Annotated in this window: 26 protein-coding genes and 1 tRNA gene; 15 read left to right on the plus strand and 12 right to left on the minus strand. The window is 66.6% G+C overall.

All coding sequences use genetic code 11. The features are described 5' to 3' along the window. The 3 genes from IC40_RS0123690 to IC40_RS0123700 all read right to left on the minus strand — a co-directional run. Positions 1-278, minus strand: a 278-nt coding sequence (locus tag IC40_RS0123690) for a Zn-ribbon domain-containing OB-fold protein (protein ID WP_036470751.1), incomplete at its 3' end; no start/stop codon positions are given. Positions 279-328: 50 nt separating this feature from the next. Beyond that, a complete protein-coding gene (locus tag IC40_RS0123695) occupies positions 329-1,000 on the minus strand; it encodes an alpha/beta fold hydrolase (protein ID WP_030137150.1) in 672 nt (223 codons plus the stop codon). Further along, complete coding sequence (locus tag IC40_RS0123700; protein ID WP_411431667.1) at positions 1,000-2,157, minus strand: FAD-dependent monooxygenase; 1,158 nt, start codon at positions 2,155-2,157, stop codon at positions 1,000-1,002. The genes IC40_RS0123695 and IC40_RS0123700 overlap by 1 nt, the downstream gene beginning before the upstream one ends. 49 nt (positions 2,158-2,206) lie before the next feature. Between IC40_RS0123700 and IC40_RS0123705 the strand changes: the two genes are divergently transcribed. From IC40_RS0123705 to IC40_RS0123715, 3 genes are read left to right on the plus strand one after another with little or no spacing between them, the layout of a single operon-like run. Beyond that, on the plus strand, positions 2,207-3,088 hold the full coding sequence (locus IC40_RS0123705) for a LysR family transcriptional regulator (RefSeq protein WP_030137152.1): 882 nt from the start codon (positions 2,207-2,209) through the stop codon (positions 3,086-3,088). A gap of 40 nt (positions 3,089-3,128) precedes the next feature. Then, positions 3,129-5,867, plus strand: coding sequence for a DNA polymerase I (polA, locus tag IC40_RS0123710; protein WP_030137153.1), 2,739 nt, complete (start codon positions 3,129-3,131; stop codon positions 5,865-5,867). A gap of 26 nt (positions 5,868-5,893) precedes the next feature. Further along, entirely contained in the window at positions 5,894-7,138 is a 1,245-nt protein-coding gene (locus IC40_RS0123715; RefSeq protein ID WP_030137154.1) for a threonine/serine exporter family protein, read from the plus strand. Here the strand turns inward: IC40_RS0123715 and IC40_RS0123720 are convergent. After that, a complete protein-coding gene (locus tag IC40_RS0123720) occupies positions 7,117-8,271 on the minus strand; it encodes a PrsW family intramembrane metalloprotease (RefSeq protein ID WP_030137155.1) in 1,155 nt (384 codons plus the stop codon). The genes IC40_RS0123715 and IC40_RS0123720 overlap by 22 nt on opposite strands. A 234-nt stretch (positions 8,272-8,505) precedes the next feature. On the opposite strand from IC40_RS0123720, the gene rpsA reads away from it, so the two are divergent. Both rpsA and coaE read left to right on the plus strand, forming a co-directional pair. After that, a complete protein-coding gene (gene rpsA / locus IC40_RS0123725; protein WP_019511500.1) occupies positions 8,506-9,951 on the plus strand; it encodes a 30S ribosomal protein S1 in 1,446 nt (481 codons plus the stop codon). A gap of 145 nt (positions 9,952-10,096) precedes the next feature. Beyond that, positions 10,097-11,272 (plus strand): dephospho-CoA kinase, encoded by a 1,176-nt coding sequence (coaE, locus tag IC40_RS0123730; protein ID WP_030137156.1) that lies wholly within the window; start codon positions 10,097-10,099, stop codon positions 11,270-11,272. Positions 11,273-11,276: 4 nt separating this feature from the next. On the opposite strand, the gene IC40_RS26675 is transcribed toward coaE, so the two are convergent. The 3 genes from IC40_RS26675 to IC40_RS0123745 are packed head-to-tail and all read right to left on the minus strand — an operon-like array spanning position 11,277 to position 12,649. After that, on the minus strand, positions 11,277-11,831 hold the full coding sequence (locus IC40_RS26675) for a hypothetical protein (protein ID WP_042509763.1): 555 nt from the start codon (positions 11,829-11,831) through the stop codon (positions 11,277-11,279). 10 nt (positions 11,832-11,841) lie between these two features. Next, positions 11,842-12,345, minus strand: coding sequence for a ribonuclease FAU-1 family protein (locus IC40_RS0123740; RefSeq protein ID WP_030137158.1), 504 nt, complete (start codon positions 12,343-12,345; stop codon positions 11,842-11,844). Between the two features lies 1 nt (position 12,346). Beyond that, positions 12,347-12,649, minus strand: coding sequence for a hypothetical protein (locus IC40_RS0123745; RefSeq protein ID WP_030137159.1), 303 nt, complete (start codon positions 12,647-12,649; stop codon positions 12,347-12,349). A gap of 71 nt (positions 12,650-12,720) precedes the next feature. On the opposite strand from IC40_RS0123745, the gene uvrB reads away from it, so the two are divergent. From uvrB to IC40_RS0123765, 4 genes are all read left to right on the plus strand, one after another. Continuing rightward, the gene (uvrB, locus tag IC40_RS0123750; protein WP_030137160.1) at positions 12,721-14,892 is read left to right on the plus strand and encodes an excinuclease ABC subunit UvrB; all 2,172 of its coding nucleotides are present in this window, start codon (positions 12,721-12,723) and stop codon (positions 14,890-14,892) included. Positions 14,893-14,958: 66 nt separating this feature from the next. Next, entirely contained in the window at positions 14,959-16,431 is a 1,473-nt protein-coding gene (locus IC40_RS0123755; RefSeq protein ID WP_042509839.1) for an MFS transporter, read from the plus strand. A gap of 535 nt (positions 16,432-16,966) precedes the next feature. Beyond that, complete coding sequence (locus tag IC40_RS26985; protein WP_051644426.1) at positions 16,967-18,994, plus strand: cellulase family glycosylhydrolase; 2,028 nt, start codon at positions 16,967-16,969, stop codon at positions 18,992-18,994. An 8-nt stretch (positions 18,995-19,002) separates the two neighbouring features. Next, positions 19,003-19,073 (plus strand) — tRNA-Cys (locus IC40_RS0123765). A 42-nt stretch (positions 19,074-19,115) separates the two neighbouring features. Here the strand turns inward: IC40_RS0123765 and IC40_RS0123770 are convergent. The 3 genes from IC40_RS0123770 to IC40_RS0123780 are packed head-to-tail and all read right to left on the minus strand — an operon-like array spanning position 19,116 to position 21,057. Continuing rightward, complete coding sequence (locus tag IC40_RS0123770; RefSeq protein ID WP_030137163.1) at positions 19,116-19,532, minus strand: arsenate reductase/protein-tyrosine-phosphatase family protein; 417 nt, start codon at positions 19,530-19,532, stop codon at positions 19,116-19,118. Further along, entirely contained in the window at positions 19,529-20,617 is a 1,089-nt protein-coding gene (gene arsB / locus IC40_RS0123775; RefSeq protein ID WP_030137164.1) for an ACR3 family arsenite efflux transporter, read from the minus strand. The genes IC40_RS0123770 and arsB overlap by 4 nt, the downstream gene beginning before the upstream one ends. Further along, a complete protein-coding gene (locus IC40_RS0123780) occupies positions 20,614-21,057 on the minus strand; it encodes an ArsI/CadI family heavy metal resistance metalloenzyme (RefSeq protein WP_030137165.1) in 444 nt (147 codons plus the stop codon). Before IC40_RS0123780 ends, arsB begins: the two co-directional genes overlap by 4 nt. 97 nt (positions 21,058-21,154) lie before the next feature. Here IC40_RS0123780 and IC40_RS0123785 point away from each other — a divergent pair, with 97 nt between their 5' ends. Next, positions 21,155-21,514 carry an Rv2640c family ArsR-like transcriptional regulator gene (locus IC40_RS0123785; protein ID WP_030137166.1) on the plus strand — a complete coding sequence of 120 codons (360 nt, stop codon included), beginning with the start codon at positions 21,155-21,157 and terminating at the stop codon, positions 21,512-21,514. 52 nt (positions 21,515-21,566) lie between these two features. Here IC40_RS0123785 and IC40_RS0123790 read toward each other — a convergent pair whose 3' ends face one another. Both IC40_RS0123790 and IC40_RS0123795 read right to left on the minus strand, forming a co-directional pair. Further along, positions 21,567-22,079: a hypothetical protein gene (locus tag IC40_RS0123790; RefSeq protein WP_030137167.1), complete on the minus strand. Its 513-nt coding sequence runs from the start codon at positions 22,077-22,079 to the stop codon at positions 21,567-21,569. Between the two features lie 53 nt (positions 22,080-22,132). Next, the gene (locus IC40_RS0123795; protein WP_030137168.1) at positions 22,133-22,678 is read right to left on the minus strand and encodes an RNA polymerase sigma factor; all 546 of its coding nucleotides are present in this window, start codon (positions 22,676-22,678) and stop codon (positions 22,133-22,135) included. A gap of 145 nt (positions 22,679-22,823) precedes the next feature. Here IC40_RS0123795 and IC40_RS0123800 point away from each other — a divergent pair, with 145 nt between their 5' ends. Genes IC40_RS0123800 through IC40_RS0123820 form a run of 5 tightly spaced genes read left to right on the plus strand, consistent with a single transcriptional unit; the run spans position 22,824 to position 25,077 of the window. Next, positions 22,824-23,300 carry an Asp23/Gls24 family envelope stress response protein gene (locus IC40_RS0123800; protein WP_030137169.1) on the plus strand — a complete coding sequence of 159 codons (477 nt, stop codon included), beginning with the start codon at positions 22,824-22,826 and terminating at the stop codon, positions 23,298-23,300. After that, positions 23,297-23,572 carry a hypothetical protein gene (locus IC40_RS0123805; RefSeq protein ID WP_030137170.1) on the plus strand — a complete coding sequence of 92 codons (276 nt, stop codon included), beginning with the start codon at positions 23,297-23,299 and terminating at the stop codon, positions 23,570-23,572. Before IC40_RS0123800 ends, IC40_RS0123805 begins: the two co-directional genes overlap by 4 nt. Before the next feature lie 37 nt (positions 23,573-23,609). Beyond that, the gene (locus IC40_RS0123810) at positions 23,610-23,792 is read left to right on the plus strand and encodes a DUF2273 domain-containing protein (RefSeq protein ID WP_030137171.1); all 183 of its coding nucleotides are present in this window, start codon (positions 23,610-23,612) and stop codon (positions 23,790-23,792) included. Between the two features lie 2 nt (positions 23,793-23,794). Then, entirely contained in the window at positions 23,795-24,547 is a 753-nt protein-coding gene (locus IC40_RS0123815) for a hypothetical protein (RefSeq protein ID WP_042509762.1), read from the plus strand. Continuing rightward, complete coding sequence (locus IC40_RS0123820; RefSeq protein ID WP_030137173.1) at positions 24,544-25,077, plus strand: hypothetical protein; 534 nt, start codon at positions 24,544-24,546, stop codon at positions 25,075-25,077. The genes IC40_RS0123815 and IC40_RS0123820 overlap by 4 nt, the downstream gene beginning before the upstream one ends. Positions 25,078-25,093: the final 16 nt, after the last annotated feature.

The following is a 25,093-nucleotide window of genomic DNA, read 5'->3' on the forward strand; positions in this document are numbered from 1 at the left end:
ACCGCGGCGACGGCGAACGGTTGGAACGGATCGGGGGAGGGATACGGCGGCGGTGGTGCGTAGCGGTTTTCGGTGTAGCTCCACACGGTGCCGCGCCGGGATAGCGGGACCAGGGCCAGGGTGTCGCTGTCGCAGCCGGGGTTGGGGCAGTTGTTTTCCCGGGGCGGGAAGACATAGGTGGCACAGGCGGTGCACTTACCGCCGATCAGATGCGTGGCCCCGGACTCATCGGTGGCGAACCACCCTTCCACCGCGGGAGCTGTCGATGCTGCTGGCACGGACGTCAGAATACCCAGACCGAGCGCAAAACTGAAACGTGTTGCAGTTCTCAGGTCGGGGTCAGCAGGATGCGCAGCAGGTCGTCGGGGTTGTCGCGCATGAGGTTGTGCTTGCCGTCGAGTTCGTGGACCACCCAGCTCGGATCGTCGCGCACCCGCTCGTAGGAGGGTCGCAACGGCGAATCACCAGGCCAGCCCAATGCGTAGACGAAGACCCGCCGACGAAACCGGTTCAGATCGCCGTCGAGTCGCAGCGGCTGCAGGACGGTGGCCAACGGGTGCGCGGTCGCGCGGTCGTCGAAGAACGGCATCGGCGGGACGCCGAAACCGGTCGCATCGACGCCGACATACCACTGACGTTCCTCCTCGTTGACCAGCTCCCAGCAGGACTCACCATCGTGGGGGACCACCGCGTCGACGAACACCAGCGATGCCACCCGATGGGCCATGCGGTCGGCCACACCGGTGATCACCATCCCGCCGTAGCTGTGTCCGACCAGGACGAGTTCGTCATCGCCCTCGGCGCCTGCGTCGATGGCACCGATCACATCGAGGATGTGGGTGTCCAGGTTGACCCCGCCCGGCAACAGGTGGGCTCGTTCGGCGACACCGGTGAGCGTCACCGCCAGCACACGGTGGCCCTCGGTGCGCAGTGCCGCTGCCAGATCGTCGAAACACCAGGCGCCGTGGCACATTCCGGGAATCAAGACGTAAGTGGCCATCAGTGGTTGCTCCCTGCGGTGTCGTGGCGGTACTTGGCGGTGATGCGATGCAGATCGGCCGTGGTGCGACCGGATGCGCGATGCATATCGCGGTTGGCGGCGATCACCGCGGCGGTCTCACGGCGCCGCTGCTCGGCGTAGCGGCACAGCCCGGGGATCCCGTGCGCGGCATACTCGTCGGCCAACACCCTGGCGTCGACGATGGACTGGGATCCGCCGTTGGCGCCCACCGGATACATCGGGTGGGCTGCGTCGCCGAGGAGCGTCACCCGTCCGGTTCCCCAGTGCGGCAACGGTTCCCGGTCGACCATGGGGTACTGGTAGATCTGTCGAGTTGATTCGATCAGCGCCACCGGGTCCAGCCGGTCCAGCCGCCAGTCGGCGACGTGCCCGCGCACCTGCGTTGCGTCGGCCGCCGCGTTCCACTGTGTGTCACCGTCGAGCACGCCCGCGGATCCGGTAGGGACCTGCAGAACCCAATTCACCAACCGCTCGCCGATCGGGTAGGCCACCAGTTCGACTCCGTCATCACCCTTGACGATCACCATGGTCTGCCCATCGAGGAATGCCGGGACGTCGGCGACCCCGCGAAACATCGTGATACCCGACCACATCAGCGGGTCGGCCACGGGGTGAAGGGTGCGGCGTACCGCCGAGTTGATTCCGTCCGCGCCGATCAGCGCTGCGCCGCAGATTTTTCCGGCCGTGGTGTGCACCTGGACGCCGTCGGCATTCTGGGTGAATCCGGTGACACCGACTCCGGTTCGGACCGCGCGATCGCCGAGGCGCTCGGTGACGGTATCGAGCAGCAGCATCTGCAATGTGCCGCGATGCACCGACAGTTGCGGGTGGCTGTCCCCGGCGGCCAGCCCGCGTGGTTCGCGGAACAGGAGAGCGCCGGAGGAGGCGTAGAACTCGATCGAATGCGGTGCGATCGCGATATCGCGTACCGCGGTGGCCAGTCCGAGTTGGTCCAGTTCCCGGACCGCGTGCGGCAGCAGGTTGATCCCCACGCCGAGGGGGCGCAAGGTACTCACGCGTTCGAGGTTGACGGTCCGGACCCCGCGTGCGTGCAGGGTCAAGGCGGTAGTAAGGCCACCGATTCCCGCCCCGGCGATCACCATCTCTGTATCCATGCCACCACCGTGCGTGAACAGCGTGAATAACTCCAATACATGTTTGTTCTCGTATCTATAATCAATTCATATGGAGTTGCGCCAACTGGAGTACTTTGTCGCGGTGGTCGAGGAGCGCAGTTTCACCAGGGCTGCCGAGCGGGAGCGGGTGGCGCAACCGGCGGTGAGCGCGCAGATCCGGCGTCTGGAGCGCCAGGTCGGCCAAGCGCTGCTGACCCGCTCCAGCCGGGATGTCCGGCTGACCCAGGCCGGTATCGCGTTCCTCCCGCATGCGCGAGCGGCGCTGGCCGCCGTGCGGGCGGCCCGACGCGCGGTCGACGAGGTCGCCGGCCTGATCCGGGGAGCGGTCGCGATCGGCACCGTGACACTGCATCCGGTGGACATCGCCGGACTGATCGCGGACTTCCACGCGCAGTACCCGGCCGTCGAGATCACCTTGGCCACAGACAATTCCGATGCGTTGCTGGCGAAGCTCGCCGACGGACGCCTCGACCTGGCCATCGTCTCCCTCGGCCTCGACGAGCATCCGCCCGGGCTGGGTGTCCACACGGTGACCGACGAGGCCGTTGTCGCGGCGGTGGCCGCAGATCATCTACTGGCGGGCCGGGCGACGTTGCCGGTGGCCGAACTGTCCGGCTACCCGCTGATCTCCTTGCCCGGCGGGACGGGACTGCGGACGCGTCTCGACAGTGCCTGTGCCCGTGCAGGAATCACCGCGAATGTGGCGTTCGAGGCGACCAGTCCGCTGGAACTTGCCGACCTGGGCGCGCACGGTCTGGGCATCGCGATCCTGCCCGAGTCGATGGCCCGCAATCGTCCCGGACTGCACGCGGTGGACCTCGTCCCGGCGTTACGGGGGCGCCTGGTGTGGGCGTGGCGGCGGGACATGAGCGGTCCGGCCGCGCGCTTGCTGCGGGATCGGGCGACCGCCGCCGGAGACCGCGCAGGGTAGCGGTGCGGAACTGTCGGAGCGGGTGCCTAGAGTTGGGTGCGTGAGCCCCGCGAAGACCGAGAGCACCGCCAAGAAACCGGCCGGCGACGCGACAACCGATGGTCAGAAGCCGACCCTGATGCTGTTGGACGGCAACTCGCTGGCCTTCCGGGCCTTCTACGCGCTGCCCGCCGAGAACTTCAAGACCCAGGGTGGTCTGACCACCAATGCGGTCTACGGATTCACCGCGATGCTGATCAACCTGCTCCGCGACGAGCAACCCAGCCATATCGCCGCCGCGTTCGACGTCTCCCGGCAGACCTTCCGCAAGGTGAAGTACCCGGAGTACAAGGAGGGCCGTTCGGCCACCCCCGACGAGTTCCGCGGGCAGATCGACATCACCAAGGAGGTGCTCGGTGCGCTGGGCATCACCGTGTTGGCCGAGCCCGGATTCGAGGCCGACGACATCATCGCCACCCTGGCCAACCAGGCCCAGGACGCCGGGTACCGGGTGCTGGTGGTCACCGGAGACCGGGACTCACTGCAGTTGGTGAGCGACGATGTCACCGTCCTGTACCCGGTCAAGGGCGTCAGCGAACTGACCCGGTTCACCCCGGAAGCGGTGGCGGCGAAGTACGGCCTCACTCCCGCGCAGTACCCGGATTTCGCCGCACTGCGCGGCGACCCGAGTGACAACCTGCCGGGCATCCCGGGGGTGGGGGAGAAGACCGCGACCAAGTGGATCGTCGAGCACGGCTCCCTGCAGGGTCTGGTCGATAACGTGGACAAGGTCAAGGGCAAGGTCGGCGACGCGCTGCGCGCCAACCTGTCCTCGGTGGTGCTCAACCGGGAGCTCACCGAACTGGTCAAAAACGTGCCACTGCCGCACACCCCGGACACCCTGCGGATGCTGCCCTGGGACCGCGACCAGATCCACCGGCTGTTCGACGACCTGGAGTTCCGGGTGCTGCGCGATCGGCTCTTCGACACGCTGGCCTCGGCGGACCCGGAGGTCGACCAGGGTTTCGACGTGCGGGGCGGGGCGTTGGCGCCCGGCGAGCTGGCAGCCTGGCTGGCCGAGCACAGCCTGGGCAACCGGTTCGGTGTCGCCGTGGTCGGAACGCACCTGGCCTTCGACAGTGATGCCACCGCGCTGGCGATCGTCGCCAACGACGGTGACGGGCGCTATATCGACACCGCCACGATCCATCCCGACGACGAGGCCGCCCTGGCCGCCTGGCTGGCCGACCCGGGCCCGCCCAAGGCGCTGCACGAGGCCAAGCTCGCCATGCACGACCTGGAGGGTCGCGGCTGGAAGCTGGCCGGCGTCACCTCCGATACCGCGCTGGCGGCCTACCTGGTGCGGCCCGGGCAGCGCAGCTTCGCGCTCGACGACCTGTCGCTGCGTTATCTCAAGCGCGAGCTGCGCGCCGAAAACCCCGAGCAACAACAGCTTTCGCTGCTCGACGACAACGACGGCGTGGACGAGCAGGCCGTGCAGGCACTGCTGCTGCGGGCCGCAGCGGTGATGGACCTGGCCGATGCGCTCGACGAGGAGCTGGCCCGTATCGACTCATCCTCGCTGCTGGAGCGCATGGAACTGCCGGTGCAGCGGGTGCTCGCCGAACTGGAGAGCACCGGCATCGCCGTCGACGTGGACTTCCTGCGCGGGCTGCAGAGCGAGTTCGGCGACTACATCCGCGACGCGGCCGAGGCGGCGTACGCGGTGATCGGCAAGCAGATCAACCTGGGGTCGCCCAAACAGCTGCAGGTCGTGCTGTTCGACGAGCTCGAAATGCCCAAGACGAAGAAGACCAAGACCGGCTACACCACCGATGCCGATGCGCTGCAGGGGCTTTTCGACAAGACCGGGCATCCGTTCCTGCAGCACCTGCTGGCCCATCGGGACGCCACCCGGCTCAAGGTCACCGTCGACGGACTGCTGGCATCGACGGCCGCAGACGGCCGGATTCACACCACGTTCAACCAGACCATCGCGGCCACCGGCCGGCTCTCGTCGACCGAGCCGAATCTGCAGAACATCCCGATCCGCACCGAGGCCGGCCGCCGGATCCGGGACGGGTTCGTCGTGGGCGAGGGTTACACCGAACTGATGACGGCCGACTACAGCCAGATCGAGATGCGCATCATGGCGCATCTGTCGCGGGACGAGGGTCTGATCGAGGCCTTCAAGACCGGCGAGGATCTGCACTCGTTCGTCGCGTCACGGGCCTTCGACGTGCCGATCGACGAGGTCACCCCGGAGCTGCGCCGCCGGGTCAAGGCGATGTCCTACGGCCTGGCCTACGGGCTGAGCGCCTACGGTCTCTCGGCGCAGCTGAAGATCAGCACCGAAGAGGCCAAAGAGCAGATGGACCAGTATTTCGACCGGTTCGGCGGCATCCGCGACTACCTGCGTGATGTGGTCGACCAGGCCCGCAAGGACGGTTACACCTCCACGGTACTGGGCCGCCGCCGGTACCTGCCCGAATTGGACAGCAGCAACCGCAACGTCCGCGAGGCGGCCGAGCGGGCCGCGCTCAACGCACCGATCCAGGGCAGCGCCGCCGACATCATCAAGGTGGCCATGATCAACGTCGACCAGGCCATCAAATCGGCCGGGCTGAACTCCCGGATGCTGTTGCAGGTGCACGACGAGCTGCTGTTCGAGGTCGCCGAGGGTGAGCGGGACACCCTCGAGAAGCTGGTGCGCGAGCACATGGGCAATGCCTACCCGCTCGACGTGCCGCTGGAGGTTTCGGTCGGGTTCGGACGCAGCTGGGACGCCGCGGCGCACTAGCGCCGCGTCAGCACGGCCCCGTGCCGATGAACTCCGAGGGCGATCAGCAAATTCGCTTCCTGGCCAGGCTGGGTGCGGCCATGTGTGCTGCGAACTATCCGGTGACGCTGGTGCGCCAGACGCTCGACCGCACCGCGGCCCGGTTCGGGGTGCGCAACGACGGCATCGCGCTGCCCAACCACGTCCAGGTGGTCGGCCCGGACGGCTCCGGCGGCACGGCGGTGCACGGCGCCAGGGTGGACGCCGACCTGCGATTCGATCAGATCTTTCCGCTGGCCCGCCTGGTCTCGGATGCGCTGGCCGGCCGGGTGTCCGCCGAACAGGGCGAAAACAGACTGGACGCCATCGGCGCGGCCACCCGGCGCTACCCGTCATGGGTGACCGTCCTCGGCTACGGGATCCAGAGCGCCGGGTTGTCGCTGGTGCTGGAACCCACATTTCTCAACGTGCTGGCCGCGCTGGCCCTCGGCGCCATGGTCGGCGGACTGCTGGTCGCCGGTCAGCGCGTCCCGATACTGGCCCAGCTGGTGCCCGCGATCAGTGCCTTCGCCGTCGCCTCGATCTGCATCGTGGCGGCGCTGCGGTTGGACCTCGATCATGTCGGGCTGCGTGCGCTGATACCGCCGCTGGCGGTGTTCCTGCCGGGCGCGGCGATCACACTCGCGGTCATCGAGCTGACCTCGCGTGATGTCATCGCCGGCACGAGCAGATTGATCGCCGGCTTCGTGCAGATCATCCAGCTGGCGTTCGGGATCCTCATCGCCACCCAGTTGCTCGGCATGCGCGAGGACCAGCTGAGCTCGGAGGCGGTCAACCACATCGGCCCGTGGGCCCCGTGGCTCGGCGTCGCCGTCTACAGCCTGGGCGTGCTGTTGTTCCTGGCACCACCGGTGTCGTTCCTGCCCTGGCTGCTGCTCATCACCTACACCGCCTTCGCCGCGCAATACGCCGGCGACCTGCTGCTCGGCAGCTATGCCAGCGGCTTCTGCGGCGGTCTGGCGCTGACGCTGGTGGCGCTGGCGGTGTCGCGACGGCGCGGCGCGCCGCCCGCCATCACCATGATCCTGCCCGGGTTCTGGTTGTTGGTTCCCGGCTCGATGGGGCTGATCGGTGTCACCGAGCTGTTCGGCGCCGACGGGGATTCGGCGCTACCGGCCACCTTGATATCGATGATCTCGGTGGCCTTCGGTCTGCAGGCCGGGCTGGTGTGCTGGCAGATCGTCCGGCGGGGCCGTCGGGCCGGCCTGCGTCAGGGACCGGGAATCCGGTAGGCGGCCAGGTACTGCAGTTCCGGTGTGGCCGCCCGCGCCGCATGCACCCGATGGGCCTCCTCGGTGAGCAGCGCCTGCACCCGGGCGTCGCCGAACCCGCGGTCGATGCGGTCCCGCACGAACGCGAGCTCCACGACCTGGGAGGCGAAACCCCGCACCGCCTTGCCCGCGGCCTTGCCGCGATGCCGGGTGACCTCGGCGACGGCCAGCTTGCGGGTGCGGATGGACCGTAGCCAGCTGGCCTCGTTCGCGGTCACCAGGCCGACGGCCACCATGTTCGGCAGCTTGGCGGCCACCACCTGCTGCTCGCGATGCCTGCTCTTGACCGCCAGCCAGATCGCCAGCACGAACACCGGCATCATCCAGAACACGTACACCAGGAAGTACGCCTCGATGCTGATCACCGACGACCCGTTCCACATCGCGTGCAGCACCACCGCGCCGACGTAGCCGGCCACGATGCAGCTCAGCTTGGCCAGCGGATTGCGCCGATGCAGCGCGAAGTACACCCCGACAGCCAGCGCCGAGACGAACAGCGAATGGGCGAACGGCGCCATGATCAGTCGCAACGCGGCAGTCACCAGCGAGCCGGCCAGCGATTCACTGTTGGCGATGTAGAGGATGTCCTCGAACCACGCGAAACCCGCTCCGACCAGGCCGGCGTACACCAGACAGTCGGTCAGCGAGTTCAGCTCGTGGCGGCGACGGCCGGTCATCATGATCAGCAGGAACAGGCCTTTGGCTGCTTCCTCGATGATCGGTGCGCGCAATGCCGTCGACTCGAAACCTTCCGGCAGACCCGGGGTCGGGATGAACACGGCGTCGGCCCACAACTCAAGGACCAGGGACAGGATGATGGCCACCGAGGCGCCCCACAGAAAGGCCAGGATCAGCAGCCGCGGGGGTTCGGGCTCCCACCGGTCCAGCCACAGATAACACAGCACCACCAGGGTGATCGCGATGCTCGACAGCACGAACCCGATGGCGGTGCCCACCGGGTTTGTCGCGGTGAGCAGGATCATCAGCAGCCCGACGATGACGCTCAGGCCGATGATCACCGCCAGTGGCGCACCGACCTTGCGAACGGTCGGCGGCCATATCGGTAGGTGCGAAGGTGGCGTCAGCGCGGGCACGTGAGGAGACTAACCACCGCGGGGCGTAGGGGTCGGGTTTGTCCAGCGTGTACCACCTCTAGTACCCTCGAACAGTACCTGTGCGCTCCGTCATGTCTGGGGCCCCGCGGGAACACCGCATCATCGAAGAGCCTGGTGTCGAATCTGCCGCCCGGCCCGCGCGATTGTGCAGCACGACCACACAGCAGAAACTCATTGTCCCTACGATTGAACCTGTCCGGAGCAAGCCACCACATGCCAAGTCCCTCCGTCACTTCCCCGCAGGTAGCCGTCAACGACATCGGCTCCGCGGAAGACTTCCTCGCCGCTATCGACAAGACCATCAAGTACTTCAACGATGGCGACATCGTCGAAGGGACCATCGTCAAGGTGGACCGCGACGAGGTCCTGCTCGATATCGGCTACAAGACCGAAGGCGTCATCCCTTCCCGCGAACTGTCCATCAAGCACGATGTCGACCCCAATGAGGTCGTTTCCGTGGGCGATGAGGTCGAAGCACTGGTCCTCACCAAGGAGGACAAGGAAGGCCGCCTGATCCTGTCCAAGAAGCGCGCTCAGTACGAGCGGGCCTGGGGCACCATCGAGGAGCTCAAGGAGAAGGACGAGGCCGTCAAGGGCACCGTCATCGAGGTCGTCAAGGGCGGCCTGATCCTCGACATTGGCCTGCGTGGCTTCCTGCCCGCCTCCCTGGTCGAGATGCGTCGTGTCCGCGATCTGCAGCCGTACATCGGCAAGGAGATCGAGGCCAAGATCATCGAGCTCGACAAGAACCGCAACAACGTGGTGCTGAGCCGCCGCGCCTGGCTGGAGCAGACCCAGTCCGAGGTGCGCAGCGAGTTCCTCAACCAGCTCACCAAGGGTGCCATCCGCAAGGGTGTCGTGTCCTCGATCGTCAACTTCGGCGCCTTCGTCGATCTCGGCGGCGTCGACGGCCTGGTGCACGTCTCCGAGCTGTCCTGGAAGCACATCGACCACCCGTCCGAGGTCGTCACCGTGGGCGACGAGGTCACTGTCGAGGTGCTCGACGTCGACATGGACCGCGAGCGGGTTTCGCTGTCGCTCAAGGCGACTCAGGAAGACCCGTGGCGTCACTTCGCCCGCACCCATGCCATCGGCCAGATCGTGCCGGGCAAGGTCACCAAGCTGGTGCCCTTCGGTGCGTTCGTCCGCGTCGAGGAGGGCATCGAGGGCCTGGTGCACATCTCGGAGCTCTCCGAGCGTCACGTCGAGGTCCCGGACCAGGTGGTCCAGGTCGGCGACGACGCGATGGTCAAGGTCATCGACATCGACCTGGAGCGTCGCCGGATCTCGCTGAGCCTCAAGCAGGCCAACGAGGACTACACCGAGGAATTCGACCCCTCGAAGTACGGCATGGCCGACAGCTACGACGATGCGGGGAACTACATCTTCCCCGAGGGCTTCGATGCCGACACCAACGAGTGGCTCGAGGGCTTCGACAAGCAGCGCACCGAATGGGAGGCCCGGTACGCCGAGGCCGAGCGTCGGCACAAGATGCACACCGCGCAGATGGAGAAGTTCGCCGCTGCCGAGGCCGAAGAGGCTGCCCGCCCGTCGTCCTCCAGCAGCTCCTCGCGTTCCGAGGGTGAGTCGGCCGGCGGTTCGCTGGCGAGCGACGCCCAGCTGGCCGCTCTGCGGGAGAAGCTCGCAGGCAACGCCTAGCAGTTCGTTTCTTCGGACGCCCCGGCCCAATGGGTCGGGGCGTTCGTCGTCTCCGGGCTTCATGGCGAGCAGACGCAGAACTGCTCAGATCACCCAGATTTCGGCACTTTTGCGTCTGCTCGCGGGGCCCTGACAGACTGTGGGCGTGCTTCGTATCGGACTGACCGGCGGCATCGGCGCCGGCAAATCGACGGTGTCCTCGACCTTCAGCGAGCTGGGCGCGATCATCGTCGACGGTGACGTCATCGCCCGCGAGGTCGTCGAACCCGGCACCGAGGGGTTGGCCGCCCTTGTCGATGCGTTCGGCCACGACATCCTGCACGCCGACGGTCCCGATGCCGGCGCCCTGAATCGTCCCGCACTGGCCGCCGTCGCGTTCAGCGACGAGAGCAAGCGCAAGACGCTCAACGGCATCGTCCATCCGTTGGTGGCACACCGCCGTTCGGAGCTGATCGCCGCCGCCTCCGAGGACGCCGTCATCGTCGAGGACATCCCGCTGCTGGTGGAGTCGCAGATGGCGCCGCTGTTCCCGCTGGTCATCATCGTCAACGCCGATGTCGAACTGCGGGTCGCCCGGCTCATCGAGTATCGCGGCTTCTCCGAGGCCGACGCCCGGGCCCGCATCGCCGCGCAGGCGACCGAGGAACAGCGCCGCAAGGTGGCCGATATCTGGCTGGACAACTCCGGTTCACCGGGTGCGCTCGTCGAGCAGGCCCGCGGCCTGTGGCATGAGCGCATCCTGCCGTTCGCGCACAATCTGGAGGCGGGTCGTCCCGCCCGGCGCGATGCCGCGGTCGTACCCTACGACGCGAGCTGGCCGGATCAGGCGCAGCGGATCCTCGCCCGGTTGAACACGGCCTGCGGGCATCGCGCGACGCGTATCGATCACATCGGTTCGACCGCTGTCCCCGGGATGGACGCCAAGGACGTCATCGACGTCCAGGTGACCGTCCCGTCGTTGGAGGTCGCCGATGAACTGGTCGACGCGCTGCACACGGCCGGCTACCCGAGGGTGCACGACCTCGATGCCGACACCGCGCACAGTGACGATCAATCGTTGTGGCGCAAGCGGTTTCATGCCTCGTCCGACCCCGGACGAGCCGCCAATGTGCATCTGCGGGTGCAGGGCTGGCCCAATCAGCAGTTCGCGCTGCTGTTCGTCGACTGGTTGCGCGCCAACCCCGGTGTACGCGAGGACTACCTGGCCGCCAAGCGGCGGGCCCTGACGGCACCGGACTACGCCGAGGCCAAAGAGCCGTGGTTCCTGGACGCCTACCGCCGCGCCGCGGAGTGGGCGAAGACCACCGGCTGGAGCAGCTGACCTCTCAGGCCGGCGGAGGTGCGGCGGGCTGTCCGGGGTAGCCGGGCAGCGCCGGCACACCGGCGGCCGCGGCACCGGAGGCCGGATCGTTCAGCGGTGCGCCGCACTGGATGGTCCCGTAGAGCGGATCGTCCTTGGGGCGGAAGAGGCGCGGTGCGATGAACTGATCGGCCTGGGCGACGATCTGATCGTCGACCAGGATCTCGCAGTGCAGGTTCGACCCGTACGGCCACTCGATGGACAGCTCCAGACCCGCCAATTTCGGGTCCGTCATCACGGTGTTGACCTCGAAGGTCTGGCCAGGCAGTAGGGTCGGTTGCTCGCTGTTGACGTTCTGGTCGTCGGCCTTGTAGGCGACGATCGCGCCGCGTGAGGTGCCGTCGGCCCGCGCGCGGTAGGTGATGTTGTGCAGCAGCGGTGCCGGGGCGGAGTCGGTGGCCGCCGGTTGGGGCTGTCCGGTGTCGGGCTCGGCGACGGCCGAGGCCGGGAGGAGCTGCCCTGCCAGCAGTAGCCCCGTTGCCGTGGCAGCCAGCACCGCCGCGTGCCTGCGAACACTCATGACGGTGACTTTACGCCCGCCACGTCAGCACCACACCGTGCCCGGCCAGCCAGCGGTCCAGGTCATAGCCGTTGCGGGCCAATCCGTCGACGGTCGCCGTGGCGACGGTGATCGCGCGCTCCGCGACCGCAGGAGCCACCAGCTGCTCACACACCGCGGCGATCAGCTCGTCGGTGTCGGTGAGGACGACCTCGCGACCGGTGCGCACGATCAGGTCGAGATAGTGGTCTTCGGCCGACCACCCGTCCGCACCGGCGGTGTAGTCGCCGATATCGAGGTAGAAGTCCTGGTCGCGTTCGTGGCCAGGGTTGAAATGGAAGATGGTGGCGCGCAGGTTCAGCGCCGGCAGCAGCCACGACTCCAGGTAGTGGAACTGGTCACGCCCGGGGGCGGGCCGGGCGATGTAGAGGCCCCAGGGGCGCACATCGAACACGTCGACATCGCGCACGATGCCCTTCGGGTCGGTGTTGGTGCGGGCGCGCAGGTCGAAGTACTCGCGTTTGGGTGGGTGCATATCAGCGCCCTCGACGCAGGCTGCGCAGGTCGAGCACGAGCGGCCCGCGTCCGGGCGGGCGGGTGACGATGCGCAGCACAGCCCCGATGACGATCGCCAGCCCGGAGCCGGTCCACAACAGGTCGGCGGCCTCCAACCAGCTGCACTGGTGTGACGGGCCGAGACCGCCGTCACCGCAGGTCGAGCCCAGCCGGGCCGCGATCTCACCGGGACCCGGCCACACCAGCAGGACCGCGCAGACCACGCCCGCCACCAGCAGAATCAGTCCAAGGAGTCGCAGGGCGATGCGTGCGGGTTCGGACACCGCGTCACGGTAGCGCGGCCGGGGTGCGCGCGGGGAATGAACTTGTCGGTGCCCGCGCTTAATCTGGAGATATGGCATTCGCTACCGAACATCCTGTGTTGGCGCAGTCGGAGTACCGGCCTGCCGCCGACGCGGTCGATGGCATCGTCCGCTCGGGCGGCAGGTTCGAGGTGGTCAGCGAGTACGAACCGGCCGGTGATCAGCCGGCAGCCATCGATGATCTGGAACGCCGGGTCCGCGCCGGCGAACGCGACATCGTGTTGCTCGGCGCCACCGGTACCGGCAAGTCGGCCACCACCGCCTGGCTGATCGAGCGGCTGCAGCGGCCCACACTGGTGATGGCGCCCAACAAGACGTTGGCCGCCCAGCTGGCCAACGAGCTGCGGGAGATGTTGCCGCACAACGCCGTCGAATACTTCGTCTCGTACTACGACTACTACCAGCCCGAGGCGTACATCGCCCAGACCGACACCTATATCGAGAAGGACAGCTCGATCAACGACGATGTCGAACGGCTACGGCACTCGGCGACGTCGAGCCTGTTGTCGCGCCGCGATGTCGTGGTGGTGGCATCGGTGTCGTGTATCTACGGTCTGGGCACTCCGCAGTCCTACCTGGACCGCTCGGTCGAGCTGAAGGTCGGCGATGACGTACCCCGCGACGGACTGCTGCGGCTGCTGGTCGATGTGCAGTACGACCGCAACGACATCGCCTTCACCCGGGGCAGCTTCCGGGTGCGCGGTGACACCGTCGAGATCATCCCCGCGTACGAAGAGTTGGCGATCCGCATCGAGTTCTTCGGCGACGAGGTGGAGGCGCTGTACTACCTGCACCCGCTGACCGGTGACGTGGTGCGCAAGGTTGATTCGGTGCGGATCTTCCCGGCCACCCATTACGTGGCCGGACCGGACCGGATGGCCGTGGCCATCTCCAGCATCGAGGCCGAGCTCGAGGAGCGACTGGCCGAGCTGGAAGGCCAGGGCAAGCTGCTGGAGGCGCAGCGCCTCCGGATGCGCACCAACTACGACCTGGAGATGATGAAGCAGGTCGGGTTCTGTTCCGGTATCGAGAACTATTCGCGACATATCGACGGCCGAGGTCCCGGGACCGCGCCTGCCACTCTCATCGACTACTTCCCCGAGGACTTCCTGCTCGTAATAGACGAGTCCCATGTCACGGTGCCGCAGATCGGCGGCATGTACGAGGGCGACATGTCGCGTAAGCGCAATCTCGTCGATTTCGGGTTCCGGTTACCGTCGGCGGTCGACAACCGGCCGCTGACCTGGGAGGAGTTCGCCCAGCGCATCGGGCAGACGGTATATCTGTCGGCCACGCCCGGTAATTACGAGATGGCCCAGGCGGGCGGGGAGTTCGTCGAGCAGGTCATCCGCCCGACCGGTTTGGTCGACCCGCAGGTGCATGTCAAACCGACCAAGGGCCAGATCGACGATCTGATCGGCGAGATCCGACTGCGCACCGAACGCGACGAGCGCGTGCTGGTGACGACCTTGACCAAGAAGATGGCCGAGGATCTCACCGACTACCTGTTGGAGATGGGTATCCGGGTGCGGTATCTGCACTCCGAGGTCGACACGCTGCGCCGGGTGGAGCTGCTGCGTCAGTTGCGACTCGGCGAGTACGACGTGCTGGTGGGGATCAACCTGCTTCGTGAGGGCCTGGACCTGCCCGAGGTGTCGCTGGTGGCGATCCTCGACGCCGACAAGGAGGGCTTCCTGCGGTCGCCGCGCAGCCTCATCCAGACCATCGGCCGCGCCGCCCGCAACGTGTCCGGCGAGGTGCACATGTACGCCGACAAGATCACCGACTCAATGAAAGAGGCGATCGACGAGACCGAGCGTCGCCGCGCCAAGCAGATCGCCTACAACGAGGCCCACGGCATTGATCCGCAGCCACTGCGCAAGAAGATCGCCGACATTCTCGACCAGGTGTACCGCGAGGCAGACGATACCGAGAACGTCGAGGTCGGCGGGTCGGGCCGCAACTCCTCGCGCGGCAGGCGTGCGCAGGGTGAGCCCGGGCGCGCCGTCAGCGCCGGCATCGTGGAGGGGCGTGACACGGCGAACATGCCGCGCGCCGAGCTCGCCGATCTGATCAAGGATCTGACCGAGCAGATGATGACCGCCGCGCGCGATCTGCAGTTCGAGCTGGCAGCGCGCATCCGCGACGAGATCCAGGACCTGAAGAAGGAGCTGCGCGGCATGGATGCCGCTGGCCTGAAGTAGGGGAGTGACGACCGTCGCGCTATGCCGACTTGAACTCAACCGCGGTTGAGCTTCTAGGTTGGCGTGGTGACCGACACCGATGTCTCGACCGATAGCGGCTGGCGTGCGTTGCTGGGCCCGAAACACCTTGGTGTCTCGACGGTTCTGGCCGGCGGGGTGGCACTGTATGCCACCAACGAGTTCTTGACCATCAGCCTGATGCCCAGCGCCGTCGCCGAGATCGGCGGGCAGCGCTTCTACGCGTGGGTGATGACGGTCTACCTGGTCGCCTCGGTGGCCGCTGCGACGACCGTCAGCGCGGTGCTGGCGCGGTTCGGCCCCCGGTCGGCGTATCTCGGCGCGTTGACGGTCTTCGGGTTGGCCAGCATCACCTGTGCGCTGGCGCCGACGATGGAATTGCTGTTGGTGGGGCGCACCATCCAGGGTGGCGCCGGCGGCCTGCTGGCGGGCCTCGGCTACGCGGTGATCAACACCGCATTACCGGAAGCGCTGTGGACGCGCGCCTCGGCGCTGGTATCGGCGATGTGGGGGGTGGGCACGCTACTGGGCCCGGCGGCCGGCGGAATATTCGCCCAGTTCGCCTCGTGGCGTTGGGCTTTCGGCGCCCTGGTGGTACTGACCGCGATGATCGCCGCGCTGGTGCCGATATCGCTGCCCAAACGCACTCGCGGTGATCGGCCGGCGGCAAGCAGGGTTCCGATCTGGTCGCTGATGCTGTTGGGCGCCGCGGCCCTGCTGGTCAGCGTGGCAGGTCTGGCGTCCGACCTGCTCATGACCGGTCTGATCCTCGCGCTGAGTGGGGCGCTGATCGGTGCGTTCATCGTGGTTGATCGCCGGGCGGCGCTGGCGACGGCCGGCCCGGCGACGGGTCACTCGGTCCTGCCGCGCACGGCTTTCCGGCGCGGGCCCCTGAAGTGGATGTATCTCACCCTGGGTCTGCTGATGGCCTCGACGATGGTGGACATGTACGTGCCGTTGTTCGGTCAGCGGCTGGCGCACCTGGCACCGTTGGCGGCCGGCTTTCTGGGCGTGGCACTGGCCGTGGGCTGGACCGTCAGCGAGATCCTGAGCGCTTCGGCCGATCGCCGTGGGGTCGTGGTCCGGATCGTGGTCGCCTCGCCGGTGGTGATGATCGTCGGTCTGGTGGGCTCGGCAATGATGGTCGAGCAGTCGATGGCGGGTTGGTCGGTCGGGTTGTGGGTGGCGGCGTTGGTGATCACCGGAACGGGGATCGGAATGGCCTGGCCTCATCTGTCGGCGTGGGCCATGGGCGGTGTCGACGATCCGGCGGAGGGGCCCGTGGCGGCCGCGGCCATCAACACCGTCCAGTTGATCTGCGGTGCGTTCGGGGCCGGGCTGGCGGGCGTCGTCGTCAACCACTCCGCGACCGATGATGTGCACGCAGCCCGGGTGCTGTTCATCGTCTTCGCGGCGCTGGCATGTGTGGCCGTCATCGCGGCCTGGCGCGCCACCCGACGGGACCGACCATCCGCGATCAGAGGCGGCATCTCATATCTCAAGACAGGTGTCGAGAAGTGACACCGTGTCCGGTATCGGCACTCGTTGTCCACACGCTGGGGTGGACTTTGCCCGCCCCGGGCGCGCAGCGGCGGCGGACTTAGCTGGAGAGTGAGTGGTGGTACGGCTGAGTTCTGCTGTGGCGGCGGTCAACCGTTGATGTTCTTGGGAAGCCTGCTCCCAGCTGGACTATTGCGTCTGCTGTGACCCCGGCGGGACAGCGCCTCGTGCGGGACCAGGATTTTGTGGCATTTGCCAGAATCGCACATTCTGTCGTTTCTTTGGAAATTACCGGCCTGCAAATTATTTGCTGAAGAATGGTCCAGTTATGGAACACTGAGTAGTTTGCACATTACTTTCGAGTAAGTTGCGCGAAAGGTGGTCCTGTCCGCTAATTTCCCTGCATTGTCGATCCCTGCAGGTTCGACGCCATTACTGAGAGCTGGGTGGTCATATGTGGGGTCGCGGTGTTCGGCTGGTACGCACTTTTACCAACCGAATCGTTATTGGCGTCGCAACCGTTGCGCTTGTTGCGGCCACCGGTAGCCACTTTGCTATGCCCGCCACCCCTCGCGTGGTTGCTCACGAGGTCGTCAATATCGCTGCGATCGTGGAATCACCGTCCACCGTCGGGATGGCGGACTCGAACATCTACTTCACCGACAGCCTCGAGCAGGTGATCGAGCATCTCGATCTGATCGAGTCGCTCGGAGTGAAGAACGTCCGGCTTTTGGTGCCGTGGATTTTCGTCCAACCCACCGACCCCATGGGTGCTCCGGTCGACTGGGAGGCAGACCTCGACTGGGCCAAGCTCGACCAGATCGTCTACGAGGCGGACCGGCGGGGAATGGGGATCCTCGGCGTCCTGCAGTGGTCGCCCGACTGGGCGACCGACGGCCCGACCGGCAGCGGACATCCGTCCGACGTGCAGGACTTTGCCGATTTCGCGGCCGCCGTCGCCGACCGGTACCGCGACAAGATCACCGCCTACGAGGTGTGGAACGAGCCGAACGCGTCGTTCTTCTGGAACCCGATCGATCCGGTGGAGTACACCCGGCTGTTGCAGGCGACCTACACCTCACTCAAATCGGTCAATCCGGATATCACTGTCGTCGGTGCCGTTGTGAGCGCCACCCTCACCTGGGGCGATGCCACGATGAACGCCGTCGACTTCGTGGAGGCGATGTACGCCGCCGGTGCAGACGGGTTCTTCGACGCGATCTCGATTCATCCGTACAACTTCGACACCAAATTCTCCGAGCAGGGCGACTTGGACTGGCGCGAACTGATGCCGCTGTTCCAGATCCAGAAGATCCGTGAGTTGATGGATCAGCATCAGCAACCGGGCGAGGAACAACTGAAGATCTGGATCAGTGAGTACGGTCTGCCGACCAGTGTTGTCACCCCGGAAAAGCAGCTGGCGTTCATCACCGATCTGCTGAATGCGTGGCAAGCGTTCTCCGGCGGCGGTCCCATCTTCATGTACACGACCAAAGACGATATGAACGCCATCGGCGATGAACGCTTCTTCGGTCTGTTCGACGAATACGGGAACTTCAAGGGCAGCCCGGAGGCGCTGCGTGACTTCCAGCGTCTGATCGACTGCCTCGACGGTTGCTCGCCGAGCAATCCGGGCAACCCGTCGAATCCGTTGGGCTCGCTGCTGGAACTCATCCAACACGTGGTCACTCAGGTGCTGAGCTTCGTGCCGAACCTGGTGGCCGGGGTGGTCTCGGCCGTGACCAACCTGCTCGGGTCGATCCTGGGCGGGTTTTCCGGTGCGAGCACGGCGACCGAACCGGTCGGTGTGGGAGCGGGCATGCGCGCCATGGTGGCCGAGCAGAGCGGAACGGACGCCCCGGCGGAGGCCGACGGACAGGAGGCGCTCGACGCCCCACGGTCGCTCGGCGCCGCGGTCACCGAACCGCGGGGCGAGGCGGTGTCGGCCGAAGCGCCCGTCGCCGTCGAGGAAACCGTCGGTGGGGTGGGCGTCGAACCGGTGACCGATCCGTTATCGGCGGATCCCGTTGTCGGCGAACCCGTTCTGGAAGAGCCCGTCGTCGAACCCGTCGTCGAACCCGTTGTCGAAGAGCCTGTCCAGGACGCCCCGGAAGTGGATGAGCCCTCTGTGGACGTGCCTGTTGTGGACGAGCCCGTGGTGGAGAACCCTGCTGTGGATGAGCCCATCATCGACGAGCCGGTCGTGGAGGAGCCCGTCGTCGAAACGCCGGCGCTGGAACCGGTTCTCGAACCGACCGATGATCCGTCGCACTCCACCGATACCGAGGAGACCGCCCCGACGCGTGCGGAAACGGAATCGTCCGAAGCGTCGATCAGGGCGGAGCTCACCAGGCCCTCGAGTCGGTCGTCGGCAGGCGACAGCTCCGAGGACAAGATCGAGCGCCCGACGGTGGGCCGGGAGCCGAGTCGCACCGAGGCCAGCGCCGTCGAACCGGGGATGCGGTCGTCGGAACGCCCGGTGGGGCGGGAGAACGACGGTGCGACCGGGGTGACCGGAGACAAGGGAAGTAACGATCACGGCGAGCGCAACTCTGTGACAACGTCACCGTCGGTGGCAGATTGAGCGGTGCTGCGGGTGTGGCTGAGTGGCTAGGCACCGGCCTGCAAAGCCGTTTACACGGGTTCGAATCCCGTCACTCGCTCGTGGCCGTATCGACGGCATCTGGTGTCTGGCTGCCGGCGGATCAGGTCGGCCGGCGGACACCGAGCTCGTCCAGAAGGACCCGAACGCGGCGCTCGATATCGTCGCGGATGGGACGAACCGCGTCGATGTCCTGGCCGGCCGGATCGGCGAGTTCCCAGTTCTCGTAACGCTTGCCGGGAATGTAGGGGCATTCGTCACCGCAGCCCATGGAGACCACGACATCCACCGCTTCGACGATCTCGGGGGTCCACCGCTGCGGCTGTTGACCAGAAATGTCGATGTTCTTTTCGGCCATCGCGGCCACGGCGGCTGGATTGAGTGCGGCGGCCGGTTCTGATCCACCCGAGTACACGTCCGCGCCTTCCCCGGCGACGCAGCGGAAGAATCCCATGGCCATCTGGGAGCGCCCGGCATTGTGGGTGCAGAGGAAAAGAACTGCGGGTTTGGTGTCGCTCATGTGGTCGAAACTTTCGTCTGGGGCCAGAAGCGCTTGCGCAGGAACAGGGATACGTAGACGAGGGCGACCAGGACCGGCACCTCGATCATCGGGCCGACCACCCCGGCGAGTGCCTGGCCGGAGGTGGCGCCGTAGGTGGCGATCGCCACGGCGATGGCGAGTTCGAAATTGTTGCCGGCCGCGGTGAACGCGAGCGTGGTGGTGCGCTCGTAACCCAGTCCGAGCGCGGCTCCGAGCAGGTATCCGCCACTCCACATGACGGCGAAATAGATCAGTAGGGGAGCGGCAATACGCACCACGTCGACCGGTCGGCTCGTGATCTGTTCGCCTTGCAGTGCAAAGAGGATGACGATGGTGAACAGCAGGCCGTAGAGCGCCCACGGCCCGACCTTGGGCAGATATCGGGTTTCGTACCAGGTGCGGCCTTTGGCCTTCTCGCCCAGTCGCCGGGACAGATAGCCGGCCAGCAGCGGGATGCCCAGGAACACCAGGACGGATTGGGCGATCTGCCACGGTGAGGCGGTGATGGACGCGGTGTCCCAGCCCAGCCACCCCGGCAGCACCGACAGGTAGAACCAGCCCAGCACCGCGAACATGACGACCTGGAACAGCGAGTTGAGCGCGACCAGCACGGCCGCGGCTTCCCGGTCACCGCAGGCCAGGTCGTTCCAGATGATGACCATGGCGATGCAACGTGCCAGGCCGACGATGATCAGGCCCGTACGGTATTCGGGCAGGTCGGGCACCAGCAGCCAGGCCAGCGCGAACATCAGCGCCGGACCGATCAACCAATTCAGGACAAGGGAACTCAGCAACAGCTTGCGGTCGCCGGTGACGGTGTCCAGCCGGTCATAGCGGACCTTCGCCAGCACGGGGTACATCATGATCAGCAGGCCGAGGGCAATGGGGACCGAGATGCCCTGCACCTGAACGCTATTGAGCGCGGTGCTGACGCCGGGGACCAGCCGGCCCAGCAGCAGACCGGCGAGCATGGCGGTACCGATCCAAACCGGGAGGAATCGGTCGAGCGTCGAGAGTTTCGCGACGACGACCGATCCGCTCCCGGCATCGGTGTCGGCGGTCATGCGTTGTCGGTGGTGCAGCAGGTTCCCGCCCCGGCGCCATCGGCGACCAGTGCCGTCGAGTTGGTGCCGAAGGTGTCGGAGTCGGCCAGCACGGTGTAGACCTCCCATTTCTCGCCTGCCGGGCCGGTCACCCACACCTTGTCCTGGGTCGCGAAGCAGCAGGTGGTGCCGATTTCCTCTTCGGTGAACATGCCTTCGTCGGTGAGGCGGGCGATTTCGGCGTGGACGGCCTGGCTGGATTCGACTTCGACACCGAGGTGGTTGATCGTTCCACCGTGGCCGGGGTTTTCGATGAGCACGAGTTTCAGCGGCGGTTCGGTGACCGCAAAGTTGGCGTATCCCGGTTTCACCTTGGCCGGGGATGTGTTGAACAGTTTGGAGTAGAACGCGATGGCCTCATCGAGGTCATGGACGTTGAGGGCGAGTTGAGCGCGGGACATGACCGCCTCCTACCTTTGTGGCTTATGTCGAACTACAGGCACCGTCGATCCTGCCACCTCTTCGATATTTGTCAATAAGGTGTGGCAGGATGGCTTCATGCCGAAAACGCTGCCGACCATCGATGTATCCGCGCCGGTCTGTTGCTCGCCGGTCGCCGCCGGCCCCGTCGAGGACGATGCGGCATTGGAGATTGCGTTGCGCCTCAAAGCGTTGGCCGATCCGGTGCGGGTCAAACTGATGTCATTGCTGTTCAGCAGTAGCGAGGGTGAAGTGTGCAGTTGCGACCTCGCGGCAGCGGTGGAGCTGACGGAATCGACTGTGAGCCATCACCTGTCACAGTTGCGGCGAGCGGGTTTCGTCGTGTCGGAGCGGCGCGGAATGAATGTCTATCACCGCGCCCACCATGAGTCCTTGATCGCACTGTGTTCGGTGCTCGACCCGAACTGTTGTCGCTAGCTCACCCTCGCACATGTCGGCACCCGGTCCGCGTGCCAGGTCCCGCACGGTCTCACCGACCGGTGACGACCACGTCATCCCAGGTCGCGGTGATCTCGGCGGTGTCGACACCGATCGTCTCGCGCAGCACCACCGCGGCGTCGCGGCGCAGCGAATCACCGTCCTCCAGATAGGTGTGTCGCCGTTGTTCGGCGCCGATGCCGATGAGATGGATGTGAACGGCGGTCAGGACATTGTCTTCGACGCTGAGTTCGACATCGGCGACGGCCGCGGCGACCTCGGCCGCCGGCTCGGCCAGCGCCCAGGTGAGCAGCTTGGCCAACGCGATGTGCGTGACGCCGATTCCCTTGCGTGCGGTGCGGATCAGCTTGCCTCGCCGCGGTAAGGCCGAGATGCGTTGGGCGATACCGCTTCGTAGCTCGGTGAGCGCCGAACCGGTTTCGGCCCAACGGTTATCGCTCTCGGCTTCCGGCTCATGCAGACCGGCGAATCGGCGGGTGGCGTCGGCGATCCAGGCCGCCGCTTCGGCGGTGGCTTCGTAATCGTCCCGCGCTGCCGTGCTCATATGGTCTCCAGTGTTGCGCACTGGGGCACCACTGTAAAACCGGCCGGTCGTCCTCATGGTCGGAACTCCTCCAGTGTGGTGGCCAGACGTTTCCGGGTGCGCTGCAACAATCCCCGGACCGATCCCTCGGTCGTATGCAGCACCGTGGCGATTTCCGCCACCGGCAGGTCGTACACCTCCCGCAGCCACCAGGCGGCGCGCGCCGGGTATGGGAGCTTGGCCAGTTCGCTGTTCAGGGCCGTCAAGAAAGCGGCGTGCTCGGCCCGCTGGCCTGGGCCCGGTCGGAAGTCCGGGGTCTCCGGGGCCGAATCCAGATCGTTCTGTGGCCGCCGACGGCGCATCGCGTCGACGGTCTTGCGAGACGCCAAGGAGTACAGCCAGGTTCGGAACGCCGAGCGGAACGCGAAGTTGGGCAGCGCCTTCCATGCGGCGATGAAGGTCTCTTGGACGATATCGTCGCAGTCACCGGACTCCGGATACGTTTGCCTGACAAATCTCAGCAACGCCGGCGCATGGCGGACGACCAACGCGTCGAACGCTGCCGGATCACCCCGCTGAGCGCGTCGGGCGAGCGTCTCATCGGGCAGCGAGTCGAGCACCCCGCACTAGTTGTCCATTTAGCGCACATTTCAAACCCGCTGTGTTCTACATCTCCCGTGCGTGCGCTCCGCGCACCCCGCGCCGACTAACCATGTGAGCCGGACAGAACGTTCCGAGCTGGAGGAACTCGTGAAGGAGACTCGCATGACCACTGCAGCACCGTCCCGTGAGGTCAGCTCCGCAGCCAAGGCGGAAAGCGCAGGCAAGGAGTTGGAGAAGCTGGCTTCCGACCACGGCGTCACCACCATCGCCGACGTCGTCGTGTCCAAGATCGCCGGCATCGCGACCCGTGAGGTCGACGGCGTCTACGACCTCGGCGGGCAGGCCGCCCGGGTAGTTGGGAAACTGCGTGAGACTTTGCCCGGTACGCAGAATCTCACCCAGGGCGTCAACGTCGAGGTCGGCGAGCGCCAGGCGGCCGTCGATATCGGCATCGTCGCCGAGTACGGGGTGGCCATCCACGATCTCGCCGATGGCATCCGCAACAACGTCATCTCCGCCGTCGAGAACATGACCGGCCTCGAGGTGACCGAGGTCAACATCACGGTGCACGACGTGCACTTCGCCGATGACGACAACGGCGAGGAGACCGCGACCGACGCGCAACCCCGCGTCCAGTGAGCGCCGCGAGCGAGCGGGTCGATCGCGTCGTCGCGGCGGTGACCGCCGTCGACGGTGTGGTCGGCCTGCACTCGGGCCCCGGTGTCCCGACCACGTACCTGCCCGGCCGCACGGTGGGCGGGATCCGGTTGGGCTCCCAGGACGGCAAGGTTCACGTTGTCCTTGCACTCCGGGGAAACCTGCTCGACACCGCCACCCAGGTACAGCAGGTCGCAAGTACGGCCGCCGGGGTGCCGGTGGAAGTGGTGGTGGGAGATGTGGCGGCCCCGTAGTGGAGCCGCTGGGACCTTGACCCAAGAGGAGAAGACAATGACTGAGAAGTACGTGATACCAGGGCTTTTCGCGGGCCTGCTGGTGGCCATCGCGGCGGTGACCGGCGGGCTGATCGGCTTCCTGCTGGCTCTGGTACTCGGTGCCGCAGGTGCGGTCATCGGTGCCCATCTCGACGGCACCATCGATCTGACCGCGCTCGGTCGCAGGTCGGGGAGCTGACCATGACGAGCGAGGCGGTGACGCAGGTGGTGGAGCCGACCACCCGCGGGCGCACGCTGATCGACGACCGGGTGCGCGAACGGGTGATCGAACGCGCCATCCTGGCCACACCCGGTGTGGTCGCACACCGGACCATGGTTCCCGGGCGGACATTGCCGTCGGTCACCATCGCCGATCACCCGGCGGGCTTGGACGTTCAGATCGCCGCGGCATGGCCCGTCGACAGCGCCACGGTGCTGGCTTCGGCCCGGTCGGCGGTGGTGCGTGAACTCGCCACCACGCTCGGCGAGCATCCCGATCGGGTTGAGGTGACCATCACCCGAGTCGAGTCGGACCGGACGCCGGCCCAAGTCGCCGATGCCTACGCGGATGCCGAGGTGCCGGTGCCCGCGGCCGTCGGTAGTGCGTCACGCCGCTTCGCTCCGCGCCGGATCGCCGGCGCCACCTACTGCGGTGTGATCTTCGCGGTCCTGCTGATGGCGCTCGGCGCGGTGGCCATCCGGGACGCGTTGACGCCCGAGGACCCTTGGATCGCTCCTGTGCTCTCGGCGCTGGCCGATGCCCGCTGGCAATGGTGGACCTGGCCGGGTGCGGTCGCGGCGGCGTTGATCGGCGCGGTCCTGCTGGTCATCGCTGTCAAACCGCGCAAGCGCACCCACGAGCCCATCGACGACCTCGTCTGGGTTCGGCGCGGCCACCAACGGCAATGGCTCGATGAACAGAACTTCGGGGATGACGGGGGAAGTGTGCGATGAGCACGTCACTACGCGTATTCGACCGCGTACTCACCGGACTGCTGGCCGTGCTGATACTGACCGGTGCGGCATGGGTGATCGGCTACGGCGCCGATGTGGCCGTAGCCAGGGATACCGCGGCGCGCATCGACCCCGACGCGCTCGGACGCGCGACCGAGTGGCACCTGTGGCAGGCGGCGCTCGGTGCCGGTGGCGCGGTCCTGCTGTTGATCGGTGCCTGGCTGACCCTGTCGCACCTGCGGCCGCGTTCGGTTCGGGCCGTATCCACCGATCATGTCGGAGCCATAGATCTGGCCCGACTGGCCGATGCGGCGGCGACAGATCTGGGTAACCACCCCGCGGTGGTGTCGGCGAAGGCGGCCACCCGCACCGTGTCCGGACGCCCGGTGGTCCGCGTCAGCGCCGAGTTCCCGGTGACCACCGACTCGGCCCGGATCCGCCAGCTCGCGCATCGGTGCGAGCAGGACCTTCGCCGCGCCGCCGACACGGATCTCGAATTCCAACTGCTGGCCGAAAGGACAGCGAAATAGGCCGAGACCGCAGAAC

This window comes from Mycolicibacterium neoaurum ATCC 25795 (genome assembly GCF_000691525.1).
In the GTDB taxonomy this organism is placed as follows: domain Bacteria; phylum Actinomycetota; class Actinomycetes; order Mycobacteriales; family Mycobacteriaceae; genus Mycobacterium; species Mycobacterium neoaurum.